The organism is Ligilactobacillus sp. WC1T17 (assembly GCA_900110005.1).
Classification (GTDB): domain Bacteria; phylum Bacillota; class Bacilli; order Lactobacillales; family Lactobacillaceae; genus Ligilactobacillus; species Ligilactobacillus ruminis_A.
Window position 1 is genome coordinate 25,918 of record FOCC01000010.1, and the last position, 13,936, is coordinate 39,853.

Here is a 13,936-nt window from a genome sequence, read left to right on the forward strand (position 1 = left end):
ATTCCCCCCTCATTATAGCTTAAAAATTCTTATTATACCAAGCCTTAGCTACTTTCTTATAGCTTTGCTTATCCAGGTCAACTTTTTTATTTAACTGGATTAACGTTTTGGTATTTAATTTTTTATCAACCTTATTTAAGGTTTTAGCCAATTTAGGATTCTTCTTGTAAACACTGGCCCGCACGATTGGCATTAGGTTGTATGGCGGCCAAAAATGCTTATTATCCTTTAAGACTGTATATTTTTTGGTATTAGCCAGCTGTCCTTCTGTGGTATAAGCTGGTGTGGCATCGGCCTTATTTTGGCTTAAAATTTGATATTTGAGCGAATTATCGTAGACTGTTGCTGACTTGAAATTAAACTTGCCATATGTCTTAGCCAAGCCTTTTAATCCATCTGAACGCTTATCAAATTCACCTTGCGAAGCAAAGCGAATCTTGGAAGCCTTCTTTTGCAGATCACTGATTGTCTTAATATGGTATTTCTTAGCTACACTGGTCTTAATGGCAATTCCTTGACTGTCATTTCCGGGTGCATATGGCAAAGCCGTTAAATTTTTCTTGGCCAAACCCTTTTTGACAGTTTTATAAACCTTGTCAGGATCGGTTTGCATCTTCTTTTTCAAAATTGTCAGCAAAGTCGTCCCTGTATATTCTGGATACAAATCAATTTGTCCTTTTTCAATCGCTGTTGGAATAACCGAGCTAGAGATGTTTTGCTTGCGGGTAACCTTAAAACCTTGTTTTTCCAAAGCTAACGCATAAATTTCACTCACCACTTGGCTTTCCGTAAAATTCTTTGAACCCACAACGACACTTTCGGCTGCACTCGCTGTTTGAGCAGCTGGAAGTGTCAACATCGCCCCTAAAAGCAGTAGCATAACTTTTTTATTTTGCATAATTTTCCTCCATAAATGTTAAAAGTGATGGTTCTTTGTGCCCCATAATTTTTTCAAAATCATCACTAACTTCATCCAATAAACCTAAGGCTCCACCGGCATACATCGATGACAGCATGTGTCCTTCACCATTTTCATCATATAAAGCACCAAATTCAGTCAGACTCACAGGCTGATAACCGATTTTATGCCCCGATACTTGGCTTAAAATTTCAGCTAATTGCGGCATCGTATAATTCCTATCCTGGGTTAAGGTATAAATCTTGCCATCAAGCCGCAAGCTTTCTGTTACCGCTACTTTTGCAAAAGCCTGTGCACTATCGGCTAGTGAAATGAAGGTCAAAGCTTCCTGATTCACAGGATAAATTACATTTTGTCTTTCAATCAATTCCGGCAAATACGGCACCAAAGGATCAGCATATAAAGCGTTGCGGATAATGGTATAAGGCAGACTGCTTTCAGCTAAACGCCGTGGCAAATAACCATAAAAAGCACTCAAATCAAAAGGATTATTTACCTGATCAGCAATAAAGCCCATGGCTAAAAAATGCTTGATTTTGGCCTTTTGGGCTGCAGTAACAACCCTTTCTAATTCTTGCACCCGGCTAAAAGATGTGTGGCTTTTGCTTGGCACATAGATTAAAATATCTGCCTGCTGAAAAGCTTTCAGCAAGCTGTCTTCGCTATTGAATTCGATTGAAACCAAAGGATAACCGTCTTCTTTTAATTTTTGAGCCTTAGATAAGGTGTGTACCCCCGCTAAAATATCAGTTTTAGCGATATATTGGCTTAAAGCTGCTACAATTTGCGCTCCTAAATGTCCTGTCGCGCCTGTCACTAAATATTTCATTTTGGCTTTTCCTCCTCTTTTCGGCTGGCTGCTACAAGATTGGTTTCAATTCGTTTAAGGTAGGCTTCAAAGGCTGCAATTTCAGTTTCAGAAAAGCCTTGATAGAATATCCGGCCTAATTTTTCACTGACTTCATCACCAATCAGCTGTTGGTTTTTTCCTAAAGTCGTCAAAACCACAATTCGCTTGCGCTTATCAGATTCATCTTGCTCAAGTGTGATTAAGCCTTGCTGTTCCAGTTTTTTAAGCATCAAAGTTAAACTGCTTTTAGCCAGTCCTGTTTTTGGCGCCAGCATACTGACTGTTTGAGGATTTTGTTCCCACAAAGCCGACAAAATCTTGCCTTGCTCAGCATTATAAACAGCTCTGCCATCTTCTGTCAGATAACGGTTGAACAGCCGCCCATTATAATGCTGAATCTTAGAGACCAAATAACCGCCTATTTCATATGTATTCATCATAGCCACCTCCAAATTATTTTTATATAAAACTTTCTTACAAGAGAATAATACGATATAAAACTAAATCCGTCAAGAAAAAGTTTGATATAAAACAAAAAAGTTATGCCGCAGCATAACTTTTTTAACTTAATATAAATCTTGGACTTGGCTTTTGACAACCTCATGATTCAAAAATTCATCATAACTGGTTTCAGCCCGGTCAACTGAACCCTTAGCAGAAACTTCAACCAAATGATCGGCAATTGTCGAAATAAATTCGTGGTCATGTGAAGTGAAGATGACTGAACCAGGAAAAGCTACTAAAGCATCATTCAAAGAAGTGATGGATTCAAGATCCAAGTGATTGGTTGGATCATCTAATAAGAGGCAGTTGCCTTTTTCAAGCATCATCTTAGATAGCATGCAGCGAACCTTTTCGCCCCCAGATAAGACCTTAATTTGCTTTTTGATATCATCACCAGAAAAGAGCATCTTGCCCAAAAAGCCCCGCAAGAAGGTATTATCGTTTTGCTCCTTTGTAGCATATTGACGCAGCCAATCTAAAATTGACAATTCTTCATTATTGAAATTGGCATCCAGGTCACGGGGAATGTAGCTTGTAATAACGGTTTGCCCATACTTGACGCTTCCTGTATCAGGCATCATTGTACCAGCTAAAATCTGCATCAAAGTCGTTTGCGCTAAATCACTGCGCGATAAAATAGCGGCTTTTTCACCTGGCCGGATGGTAAAGCTGACATTATCTAAAATTTTAACCCCATCGATGGTTTTCGAAATATTTTCTACAAATAATAAATCATTTCCAAGGTCACGGGTCATTTCAAATTTGATAAAAGGATATTTCCGTGAGGATGGTTTAATATCGTCCAAGGTAATTTTTTCCAATTGCTTTTTACGCGAAGTTGCCTGCTTTGATTTAGAAGCATTTGCTGAAAAACGAGCAATAAATTCATTTAATTCCTTGATTTTCTCTTCTTTTTTAGCATTAACATTGGCGCGCATTTCTGCAGCTAAGCGGCTGGATTGCAGCCAAAAGTCGTAATTACCCACGTACATTTGAATTTTGCCAAAATCGACATCACACATTTGCGTGCAAACCTGGTTTAAGAAATGGCGGTCGTGGGAAACCACAATCACAATTTTATCATAATCAGCCAAGAAGTTTTCCAACCAGTTAATGGTTAACACATCAAGCCCGTTAGTCGGTTCATCTAAAAGCAAAATATCAGGATTGCCAAATAAAGCTTGAGCCAAAAGAACTTTAACCTTTAAGGCTTCATCTAATTCACTCATCTTTTTAGTATGCAGTTCTTCTTTAATACCTAAAGATTGAAGCAATGAAGAAGCATCGGCTTCCGCATTCCAGCCGTCCATTTCAGCAAATTTAGCCTCTAATTCGCCGGCCAAAATACCATCTTCTTCGCTAAAATCAGCTTTAGCATATAAAGCATCTTTTTGCTGCATAATTTCATAAAGCTGCTTATGTCCTTGAATGACTGTTTGCATAACTGTAAAGTCTTCAAAGGCAAAGTGGTTCTGGTTAAGGCTGGAAATACGTTCATTGGCGCCAATCGAAATCGTACCCGTGGTTGGTTCCAATTGTCCGGAAAGTAATTTTAAAAAGGTGGATTTCCCCGCGCCGTTAGCGCCGATAATGCCATAGCAGTTACCTTCGGTGAATTTTAAATTCACATCATCATATAAAAGACGTCCTGAAAAGTTCAAACTTAAATCGGTTACGGTAATCAATCTTGTTCCTCGCTTTATCTTTTTTTTTAATGTATCATGGAATGCCATATTTAGCAAATAACTAATTAATCGCTTTTTCTACATTCAGGTGCTTAAGTTTAGGCAAAACAAACTTATCTGCCAGACCAATTAAAGCACCTTGAAATACCAAGGCAAAAATTGTACCCACATTGATGGCCTCAATTCTTCCTGTTACTAAAAAGGCAATTATAATAGCCAAAATAGGCGGAGTAAATGAGACTAGCTGGGCAATAATAGGATTTCCTTTAAAGAATTTAAACCGTAAAATCTGCATCAAGTCATCTGCCGGATGCAAAGCCCAGTTAATCCTTTGGTAGATTGACACAGCCGTCGAAAAGAAAATGACTCCTAAAAAATCAAACCCGATTTTTAAGCCTAGCGGTAAATGGGTAATCCCTAAATTAACCAGCAAGGGTGACAAATAACCTACCAGCCACGCAAAAGGCACCATAAAAATTAAATTACCTATAATACGCCGCAAATCGATCTTTTTGATTAAAAAGGAATTAGTAATAATGATGATAGAGCCGATAAAAAATAAAATCAAACCCAAAGGAAGCTTGACTGCATTAGAAATATTCACCGCCGAAGCTGTCCATAAGGCACTGCCCAAATTAAGTGAAACCGTTAAAGCATTACCAAGGCAGTTTAAAAATAATGAAAAGATAAAACATAAACCAAGCATTAAGGTTGATGGTCTTTTTTTAACTTCTTGCACAAAAAATCCTTCTTTCTTATGTCATAAAGGACATTTTACCACAGACACCAAGGGTTATTCTAATCAATTAAAGTTAATTTGTGCTAAAATGAGGACAGAAAAAAACGGAAAGGGTGATTTTTATGAGTGAAAATGTCTTCTTTAACCCCGGTGATTCTATCTCTAGCAATTATGACTTCAATAAAGCCTATGTTTCAGCTCAGATTTATCACAATAAAGCAGCTAAACCTGTTTTAATTGTCCAAGAAAAAGATGGTAAACCATATTTTATCTTTGACGAAGAAGCTGCCTTAGAGCAAGAAGCAGCTGAAGCTAAGCCGTTTAAAGTCGTGAAAAAGCTCTAAAAAAAGGTCTTGTCGCACTAGACAAGGCCTTTTATTTTAAAATTTTAGCATACAGCTGGTAATCTTCAAATTTACCGTCCTCAAAAAAATAGTCCTTAAGTAAACCTTCATAGTGGTAACCATTTCTTTTAGCCACTGCTTGGCTTTTCAAATTGAGCGGGCGGGTCAAAATTTCTAGACGGTGCAAGCCCATTTGCGCTGCTGCTTGCTCTAATTCCTGCAAATTTTTCGTGACAATTCCCTGCCCTATAAAGCGTTCATCCAGCCAGTAACCAATTCTGGCATGACAATCAGCCTGTGAAATAGCGTGCAAATCCATCATACCAACAATTTGTTCCTGTTCTTCAATCACAAAAGTCTTTTGCAGGCCGGCTTCACCCATCTCTAAAGCAAACTTTATAAAGGCTACTTCATCTTCTGCTGTGCGCATATTTTTAACCCAAGGCAAAAATTGTCCTAGCGCTTGCCGCGAGTGATTAACCAACTGAAATAAAAAAGCAGCATCGTCTAATGCAACTAATCTAAGCATTTTTCCTCAGCTCCTCGTTTTTTATCTTATTATACACAAAAAAAGCGGCCTTGCCGCTTTTTTTAGATGAGACTTTTAGTGGTTAAATAAATCTTTGGATTTCAAATGAATTAAAAGTTCCAGGCCAACTCCAAAAATACCCAAACTTAATAATTCAACTACAATAGCCACATACTGATTCATAAAACCGAGGCCGACTAAAAATTGGCTCACAGCAAAAATCAGCATTAAAATAATAATCCAAGCTTGTGTCTTCATGATTGTCACCTGCACTTTCCTTTTTACGCCTTTATTGTAAGCCCTTGCATTAATTATTGCAAGTCTTTAAGCCAAAAAAAAAGCTAGAAAATTTCTAGCTCTTAAGTCCTTAATGTTGATCTTGGTGGAAACGGTTATTGAACAAAGGACTAACCGGTTTATTTTCGTGAATCCGTTTGATAGCATCCCCGATAAGCGGACCAACTGAAACTTGGACAAGTTTATCGATTTGTTTTTCTTCTGGAAGTTGAATGGAATCAGTTACCACTAATTCTTTGATTGGTGATTTTTCAATCCGTTCAATAGCTGGGCCTGACAATACTGGGTGGGTTGCGCAAGCATAAACTTCAGTAGCACCAGCATCCATCAATGCTTGAGCTGCCAAAGTAATAGTACCGGCCGTATCAATCATATCATCAATTAAAATGCAACGCTTACCGTCAACTGAACCAATAATGTTCATGATTTCAGCCACGTTAGCGCGTGGACGACGCTTATCAATGATAGCAATTGGTGACTTCAAGAATTCAGCCAACTTGCGGGCACGGGTTACACCACCGTGGTCGGGTGAAACAACAACGGCATCTTTATCAAGACCATTAGTCAAGAAGTAGTCTGCCAAAAGCGGAGCCCCCATTAAGTGGTCAACCGGAATATCAAAGAAGCCTTGAATTTGGGCAGCATGAAGGTCAAGCATAATAGCGCGATCAGCACCGGCTTTTTCAACCATGTCAGCGACCAATTTGGCAGTAATTGGTTCACGTGAACGGGCTTTACGGTCTTGACGTGCATAACCGTAGTAAGGAATAACCACATTAATTGTGGCAGCACTGGCCCGGCGTAAAGCATCAATCATAATCAAAAGTTCCATCAAATTGTCATTAACAGGAGCTGAAGTTGATTGTACAATAAAAATTTCATCCCCACGAATTGATTCTTCGATGTTAATCCGAATTTCACCGTCGCTAAAACGGTCAACCGAAGTTTTACCCAAAGGAACCCCGACAGCTTTAGCAATTTTTTCAGCCAATGGTTTGTTTGAATTCAAAGCAAAAATTTTAAGCTTTGACCCAGAATATTGTTCAGACATATTATCCTCCAAAATAGTTATCTATAATTAATCTTATGCATTATTCCGTCTAAAATCAAGCCTAATTCTTATTTTTCTTCTTTGGCTTCTGTTTTTGCAGCTGCTTGAGCAACCGGATAGCGGTCATAGTAGCCTTTTTTATTTACCTGACGGCCTCTGGCAATAGCCATATCATGTGCTTTGACATCATCTGTAATTGTCGAGCCTGCAGCAACATAAGCGTGGTCTTCAATCTCAACTGGTGCAATAATATTTGAACCGCTGCCGATAAAGGAGTAATCGCCGACATTCGTATGGTGTTTATTAATACCATCATAATTGATGAAAGTTGTGCCACAACCAATATTAATTTCCTTGCCTAACGTTGCATCCCCGACATAAGTCAAATGGCCCACCTTCGTATTCTTGCCAATTGTAGCTTTCTTAACTTCAACAAAGTTGCCGATATGTGCGCCTTGGCCAATGTCAGCTAGTGGACGCAGGTGGCTGTATGGACCAATATCGCTGTTTTGACGCATATGAGCTTCCTCAATCAAGGAGCTGGTTACCGTAACGCCGTCTTCAATAATGCTGTCTTTGATTTGTGAATGAGCACCAATAATGCAATCAGAACCGATGACAGTCTTGCCTTTAAGGTAGACACCTGGTTCGATAACTGTATCGGAACCAATTTCAACGTCAATGTCGATGTAAGTATTGTCAGGGTCAATTAAGGTTACCCCGTTTTGCATGTGCTTTTCATTAATGCGGCGTTGCATCACCTTAGTAGCCTTGGACAAAGCTAAGCGATCATTAACCCCCATGGATTCTTCAAAGTTCTTCATTTGATAAGCTGCAACAACTTTACCTTCTTTTTGGAAAATTTCCATCACATCAGGCAGGTAGTATTCACCTTGGGCATTATCATTTTTAACTTGTGCCAAAGCCTTGAAAAGTTCTTGATTATCAAAGCAATAAACCCCAGTATTTATCTCAGTTACTTCAGCCTCTTCTTTAGTGGCATCTTTTTGTTCAACAATCTTTTCAACAATACCGATATCATTGCGGATAATCCGACCATAACCGAAAGGATTGTCTGTGTGAGCTGTCAAAACGGTTGCCACAGCTCCCTTAGATTCATGATACTGGAACAATTCAGCAAAAGTTTTAGCGGTAAATAAGGGTGTATCACCACAAGCAATGATGGTCATGCCTTCTTTATCCCCTAAAATATCCTTAGCCTGTAAGACAGCATGTCCAGTCCCTAATTGTTCAGCCTGCAAAGCATACTTGGTCCGGTCGCCTAGTGTTTCTTCCACCTTTTCAGCACCATGACCGACAATGGTGACAACTTCATCCATGTCATTTTTTTCAATCTGGGTCAAAACATGATCTACCATAGATTTGCCGCACACAGGATGCAAAACCTTGTATAATTTGGACTTCATTCGGGTTCCCTTGCCAGCGGCTAAAATAATCGCATATCTTGCTGTCATTTATTTATCCTCATCTCTTTTATATATGTACTATTTGATTATAACGCTTTTTAGGTCACGTGGCATTAATTCTTTTAAGTAAAAAGGCTGAAATGAAATAGCCTGGATACAAAAAACTAGCAAACCTCTCATTTTTAAATGATAGCCTGCTAGTTTTTATCGAATTTAAAAGCTGTCAACAAAGACTTTAAAATTAAGCTGCTGAAAATAAGGTAATTTTTCAAAGCTTAAAATATCATCTTTTGAAATTTTTTTCCAGTTTTTTTTACGTTATTTCCAAACACTCAAAACCTGTTTTTCAACCAAAGCCAGGTCTCTTTCCTCATCGTAAGGAAGGTTTGGCGCTAAAATAAAGCGTTGCACAAAGTAAGCTCCCAAAGGCCCGATGAAGCTTCGCAGTAGCACTACCTGGTCATATTCCGGATGAATCTTGTTTGCCATATCCAAAACCATTCCAAGTTCTCTTTGTCTGCTTGGTCAAAGTGGTCTTTGAAGAATCGGTATTAGCGTAAGTTACCGTGTATTTATTATCTCTTTGAACAATTACACCATCTATTTTATCATCTTTCAAAGCTTCTTTAGCATCTTTTTTAGACGAGTATTGCTTAATCGAAACTCCGTCAACTTTCTGCATGTTTTTGATAACAGTCTGGTTAACGTCAACTGTCGCTAACTTAACGTTAACATCACTGTTGACCGAAAACATAACACTCAGCAGCCACAAAATCAAAAGCGGTGCAATAAACATCAAAGCCAAGGTCCGCTTATCCCTAAACAGCTCTAACATAACTCTTTTAGCAATTGTCCATGTTCTCATTATTGCTCACCTTCTGCTTTCAAGAATACTTCTTCAATCGTGTCGACCTGGTATTGGGCTTCCAAAACCTTGGGCTTGTCAAAGGCAATGATATCGCCGTACAAAAGCAAGGCCACCCGGTCGGTAAGTTCTGCTTCGTTCGTAACATGGGTTGTCACCAGAACACTTCTGCCTGCATCTCTGATGGAAGCCAATTCCTTCCAAATCTTTTTTCTTAGGGCCGGGTAAATCCCGACAGTCGGTTCGTCTAAAATCATCAAGCTTGGATTTACCAATAAAGCAATTGCTAAAGATAATCTCCGCTTCATCCTGCCAGAATAGCCCAAAACGCGCTTTTGTAGGTCGTCTGTCAAATCAACTGAATGTAAAACGGTTTGTTCACCATATTTTTGAAAATTTGTTTAAATAAGCGACATTAAATCTTTTTTAGCCTTGTTCCTTTATGTAATGACGCCAAGGAAATATAAAAAAAGCAGCCAAAATCTGAAATTAAATTTTTGCTGCTCTTTAAATTGTCTGTTCCATTATCTTTTTGTTTTAATCCGAAAACCCATGATAGTTGTAAAACAGTATAAAATTGCATCCAGCAACCGCCATCCCGGATCGCCGCCGCTAAAACTTACGTCATTTTTTCATTCCAGTCAAAAGGCGCCCTTAATTTTCTAAAAAAAGGCCCCTGCTATGAGCAGGGGTCAAAAACAATTATTTTTCAGCACCAAAAACGCGTTCTAAGTAGTTGCCGGCACTCACATGAATGGTCTTATCCATAGTATTAACCTGGTCTACTTTGAGCAAGGACGTATAATCATCAACCATTCGTTGTCCTTCAAATGAGCCTTCCGCAAAGACCGTAATCCCTACTAATTCGGACTCAAATTCTTCAATCATGGACTTCATACCGTTGACCGTGCCGCCGCCCTTCATGAAATCATCCACCACTAAAACATGGGAGCCGCGCTTCAAACTACGCTTGGATAATTCCATTTTTTCAATTCTTTCACTTGAACCGGAAACATAGTTGACGGAAACCGTAGCCCCTTCCGTAATCTTGGAATCGCGGCGGACAATGACAAATGGCACATTCAAATAGCTCGAAACACTTTGGGCAATCGGCACACCCTTGGTAGCCACTGTCATTACGGCATCGATTTGCTTATCGATATATTGCCGAGCAATAACCCGTCCTACTTTACGCAAAACATCTGGACGTCCCAATAAATCAGAAAGGTACACATATCCCCCCGGCAAAAGGCGGTCTTGTTCTGATAATTCGACAGTCATATCATTAATAAATTCGCGCGCTTCGCTTTCAGAAATTGAAGGGATGAAGCGGGCACCACCAGCAGCACCTGGAATGGTTTCCAAAAGACCAATACCTCTTAATTTAAATGTTCGTTTAATGATAGCTAAATCTTCACTGATGGAAGATTTGGCTGATTCATATCTCTCTGAAAAAAAGGTCAATGAAATCAAGGTATGCGGACGTTCAAGCAAGTATCTTGTCATGTCAATCAGACGATCACTTCTTCTGGTTTTCAAAATATTTTCCTCCAAAAATAGTTTATATCTTCGAAATATCATCAATCATTTATTAATTATAAAGCAAATGATTGTGTTTTCATAGCCTTTTAGTTAATTTAATCCAAAAAAGTTCGCTTTTTGCGCTAAATATTCCCTCTGCACCAGGTCATTCATCGGAAACATCCAGTTTTAAAATTAACGTTCGGCTTTTGTCGCAAACTATTATAGATTACCACCATGAAAAGTTTTCGTCAACATTTTTTCTTGCTTTTGCGCTTTAATCTTTGATTTCACAAGCAAAGGCTTCGTATGGTTTCAATACTTTTTGGCTTAAATCAAGCACTCCTTCGGCATAGTTGGCAATCCAAGCCTTCAGTAGCGGAAAACCTTTCAGACTTAGCTTTTGCAGCTGATTGGTAAAGTTAGCACACACCAGCAACTTTTGTCCTTGATATTGGCGCACATAGCAAAAGACGCCATCTAAGCCAGTCTCAATTTCCGTAAAATCACCATAAACCACTAAATCATGCTGCTTGCGGTAAGCAATTAACTGCTGATAAGTATAAAAAATGGAATTTTTATCTTCAAGACAGGCTTGCGCATTAATCACCGGATAATTAGTGTTTACATGCAGCCACGGCTGCCCTTTTGTGAAGCCGGCATTTAAGCTTTTATCCCATTGCATTGGGGTACGGGCATTATCGCGACCTTTTTTATTAATTTTAGCCAGTAAATCTTCTTTTTGTGCCCCCTTGCTAATTTCCTCGGCGTACATATTTTGACTTTCAATATCATTAACTTCGCTGATATCTTGTACTGGACAATTCGTCATCCCTAATTCTTCACCTTGATAGACATAAGGCGTCCCTTTTAGCAGATGCAAGACGATAGCCAGCATTTTGGCACTTTCAATCCGGTAAATCCGGTCGTCGCCGTATTGGCTGACAGCACGTGGCAGGTCATGATTATCCCAAAACAAACTATTCCACCCTTCATCTCCTAAAGCTTTTTGCCATTTAACCAAGGTCCGCTTCAGATAAGGTATATCAAGTTCTTTGGTGTGCCATTTATCATCACCTGCTTGATCAGCGAAAGTTGTTTCAAATTGAAAAATCTGGCTAAGTTCATGCCGTGCGGGATTAGAATATAATTTGGCAATTTCAGGATTAGCACTCCAAGCTTCGCCCACTGTCAATAAATCATGCTGGCCAAAAGTTTTTTGATTCATCTCTTGGATGTAAGCATGCAACTTGGGGCCATTTGTAGAAATCAGCTTATCAGGCTCTTTGCCCAGCATTTCGATAACATCCATCCTAAAACCGCCAATACCTTTATCAATCCAAAAGTCCATCATTTTGTAAATATCTTGGCGCATTTTAGGATTGGCCCAGTTTAAATCCGGCTGCTTTTTACTGAAGAAGTGCAGGTAATACTGACCTGTTTGTTCATCATATTGCCAAGCCGACCCGCCAAAAAGCGACTTCAAGTCGTTTGGTTCATGTCCTAAAACCGGATCATGCCAAATATAATAGTCGCGATACCGGTTATCTTTAGCTTTTTTAGCTTCGATAAACCACTGGTGTTCATCTGAAGTATGGTTGACTACTAAATCCATAATAATTTTGATGCCACGCTGACCGGCTTTTTGAATTAATTCTTCCATATCGGCCATGGTTCCAAATTCGGGCATAATCTTGAAGTAATCAGCAATATCATACCCATTGTCCGCATTAGGCGATTGATATACCGGCGAAAGCCAAATGGCCGTAATCCCTAATTTTTCCAAATAATCAAGCCTTTGAATAATACCTCTTAAATCCCCAATCCCATCAGCATTTGAATCTTGAAAACTGCGGGGGTAAATTTGATAAATTGTGGCATTATGCCACCATTTTCGTTCCATATAATCAACCTTCTTTATCTTTTTTCGTTTTAATTGTAAGCGTTAACTTGAATTTATGCAACCGGTTTTATAAACTTTTTTTCCGACTCCTCTTCAACTATAATATAGTTATCATTAATAAGAAGGTGATTATATGCGCTTTTTAATCGCACCTGATTCATTTAAAAATTGTCTCAGTGCTGAAGAAGTCTGCGATGCCATTGCCAAAGGCATTTTAAAAGCCGCCCCCAACTCAGAAATCATTAAAGTTCCGATGGCTGATGGCGGTGAAGGTACAACCAGCGTCATCGCTAAAGCATTAGGTGCTGACATCATCCATTGCACGGTAACCGGACCACTCCCAAAAAAAGTTACCGCCTTTTATGCTTTGGACCACTCAACTGCCATTATCGAAGTTGCACAGGCCTGCGGTATCACCTACACCACGGCTAAAAACCGCAATCCATTTTTAGCTAACAGCTATGGCGTAGGCGAATTAATTAACGATGCTTTAGACCACGGCGCCAAACATTTCATCATCGGTCTGGGAGGATCAGCAACCAATGATGGCGGCTTTGGCATGGCCCAAGCCTTAGGTGTTCGCTTTTATGATCAAAATAACACCTTGCTCAAACCCGCTGTCACTGCCTTAGCTGCCTTAGCCCGGATTGATACAAGTAAGCTTAATCCTAAATTAGCACAAGCTGATTTTAAATTGGCCTGTGACGTCACCAGTCCCTTAACTGGGCATAAAGGAGCCAGCTTTGTTTTCGGTCCGCAAAAAGGGGCCCAGCCTGATGACTTGCCTAAACTTGATGCTTTATTAAAGCATTATGGAACTCTAGTAGCTCCAGAACTCATGTCTTGTCCCGGAGCCGGCGCAGCTGGTGGTTTAGGATTTGCCATGATGGCTTTTTTAAAGGCAAAACGAACGTCAGGCGCTGTCCTAGTCGCTGATACCGTTTCCTTATTTCAAAAAGCGCAAAAATGCGACGTCGTCTTCACCGGTGAAGGTAGTACTGATTTTCAGACGGCCTTTGGCAAAACCCCTATGGTCACCGTCCAAATTGCCAAAAAAGCCAGTCCTAACTGTCTTGCAATCGGACTTAGCGGTCACTTAGGGGATGATTTAACTTTACTTTACGAAAAAGGTTTTGACGCCTTCTTTTCCATCGTTAACGGCCCCCAAACATTGGATGAAGCTTTGCTTAAAGGAGCTGACAATTTAACCCAAACAGCTGAAAATATTACCCGCCTTATCCTAAGCCAACAGTCCAAGTATTTTAAAAAAGGACAAAATCAAGTATAATAAGAATAATATTT

Annotated in this window: 15 protein-coding genes and 1 pseudogene; 2 read left to right on the forward strand and 14 right to left on the reverse strand. The window is 39.5% G+C overall.

The features are described 5' to 3' along the window. Nucleotides 1-19: 19 nt before the first annotated feature. The 5 genes from BMX26_RS07130 to BMX26_RS07150 all read right to left on the reverse strand — a co-directional run bounded on the left by BMX26_RS07130 (nt 20) and on the right by BMX26_RS07150 (nt 4,664). A complete protein-coding gene (locus tag BMX26_RS07130) occupies nt 20-898 on the reverse strand; it encodes a glycine betaine ABC transporter substrate-binding protein (RefSeq protein ID WP_075530755.1) in 879 nt (292 codons plus the stop codon). After that, the gene (locus BMX26_RS07135) at nt 888-1,748 is read right to left on the reverse strand and encodes an SDR family oxidoreductase (RefSeq protein WP_075530756.1); all 861 of its coding nucleotides are present in this window, start codon (nt 1,746-1,748) and stop codon (nt 888-890) included. Before BMX26_RS07135 ends, BMX26_RS07130 begins: the two co-directional genes overlap by 11 nt. Then, nucleotides 1,745-2,209: a MarR family winged helix-turn-helix transcriptional regulator gene (locus BMX26_RS07140; RefSeq protein WP_075530757.1), complete on the reverse strand. Its 465-nt coding sequence runs from the start codon at nt 2,207-2,209 to the stop codon at nt 1,745-1,747. Before BMX26_RS07140 ends, BMX26_RS07135 begins: the two co-directional genes overlap by 4 nt. Nucleotides 2,210-2,335: 126 nt before the next feature. Continuing rightward, nucleotides 2,336-3,958 carry an ABC-F family ATP-binding cassette domain-containing protein gene (locus BMX26_RS07145; RefSeq protein WP_075530758.1) on the reverse strand — a complete coding sequence of 541 codons (1,623 nt, stop codon included), beginning with the start codon at nt 3,956-3,958 and terminating at the stop codon, nt 2,336-2,338. Nucleotides 3,959-4,019: 61 nt separating this feature from the next. Next, the gene (locus tag BMX26_RS07150; protein ID WP_075530787.1) at nt 4,020-4,664 is read right to left on the reverse strand and encodes a hypothetical protein; all 645 of its coding nucleotides are present in this window, start codon (nt 4,662-4,664) and stop codon (nt 4,020-4,022) included. A gap of 155 nt (nt 4,665-4,819) precedes the next feature. Between BMX26_RS07150 and BMX26_RS07155 the strand changes: the two genes are divergently transcribed. Next, a complete protein-coding gene (locus tag BMX26_RS07155; RefSeq protein ID WP_075530759.1) occupies nt 4,820-5,041 on the forward strand; it encodes a hypothetical protein in 222 nt (73 codons plus the stop codon). 31 nt (nt 5,042-5,072) lie between these two features. Here the strand turns inward: BMX26_RS07155 and BMX26_RS07160 are convergent, their stop codons facing one another. From BMX26_RS07160 to BMX26_RS07195, 9 genes and pseudogenes are all read right to left on the reverse strand, one after another. After that, the gene (locus BMX26_RS07160; protein ID WP_075530760.1) at nt 5,073-5,570 is read right to left on the reverse strand and encodes a GNAT family N-acetyltransferase; all 498 of its coding nucleotides are present in this window, start codon (nt 5,568-5,570) and stop codon (nt 5,073-5,075) included. A 75-nt stretch (nt 5,571-5,645) separates the two neighbouring features. After that, a complete protein-coding gene (locus BMX26_RS07165) occupies nt 5,646-5,828 on the reverse strand; it encodes a hypothetical protein (RefSeq protein WP_075530788.1) in 183 nt (60 codons plus the stop codon). A 109-nt stretch (nt 5,829-5,937) separates the two neighbouring features. Continuing rightward, nucleotides 5,938-6,918, reverse strand: a complete 981-nt coding sequence (locus BMX26_RS07170) for a ribose-phosphate diphosphokinase (RefSeq protein WP_075530761.1) — start codon at nt 6,916-6,918, stop codon at nt 5,938-5,940. Nucleotides 6,919-6,986: 68 nt separating this feature from the next. Next, nucleotides 6,987-8,393: a bifunctional UDP-N-acetylglucosamine diphosphorylase/glucosamine-1-phosphate N-acetyltransferase GlmU gene (gene glmU, locus BMX26_RS07175; RefSeq protein ID WP_075530762.1), complete on the reverse strand. Its 1,407-nt coding sequence runs from the start codon at nt 8,391-8,393 to the stop codon at nt 6,987-6,989. A 270-nt stretch (nt 8,394-8,663) separates the two neighbouring features. Then, on the reverse strand, nt 8,664-8,834 hold the full coding sequence (locus BMX26_RS09620) for a hypothetical protein (protein ID WP_180366061.1): 171 nt from the start codon (nt 8,832-8,834) through the stop codon (nt 8,664-8,666). Next, nucleotides 8,806-9,210, reverse strand: a complete 405-nt coding sequence (locus BMX26_RS07180; RefSeq protein WP_075530763.1) for an ABC transporter permease — start codon at nt 9,208-9,210, stop codon at nt 8,806-8,808. The genes BMX26_RS09620 and BMX26_RS07180 overlap by 29 nt, the downstream gene beginning before the upstream one ends. Beyond that, a pseudogene (locus BMX26_RS07185) lies at nt 9,210-9,581 on the reverse strand (ATP-binding cassette domain-containing protein); the annotation flags it as partial. The gene BMX26_RS07180 and the pseudogene BMX26_RS07185, both read right to left, overlap by 1 nt. Nucleotides 9,582-9,912: 331 nt before the next feature. Beyond that, a complete protein-coding gene (gene purR / locus BMX26_RS07190; RefSeq protein WP_075530765.1) occupies nt 9,913-10,749 on the reverse strand; it encodes a pur operon repressor in 837 nt (278 codons plus the stop codon). Nucleotides 10,750-11,008: 259 nt separating this feature from the next. Further along, on the reverse strand, nt 11,009-12,634 hold the full coding sequence (locus BMX26_RS07195) for a glycoside hydrolase family 13 protein (RefSeq protein WP_075530766.1): 1,626 nt from the start codon (nt 12,632-12,634) through the stop codon (nt 11,009-11,011). Between the two features lie 133 nt (nt 12,635-12,767). Here BMX26_RS07195 and BMX26_RS07200 point away from each other — a divergent pair, with 133 nt between their 5' ends. Then, entirely contained in the window at nt 12,768-13,922 is a 1,155-nt protein-coding gene (locus tag BMX26_RS07200) for a glycerate kinase (RefSeq protein ID WP_075530767.1), read from the forward strand. Nucleotides 13,923-13,936 lie beyond the last annotated feature (14 nt).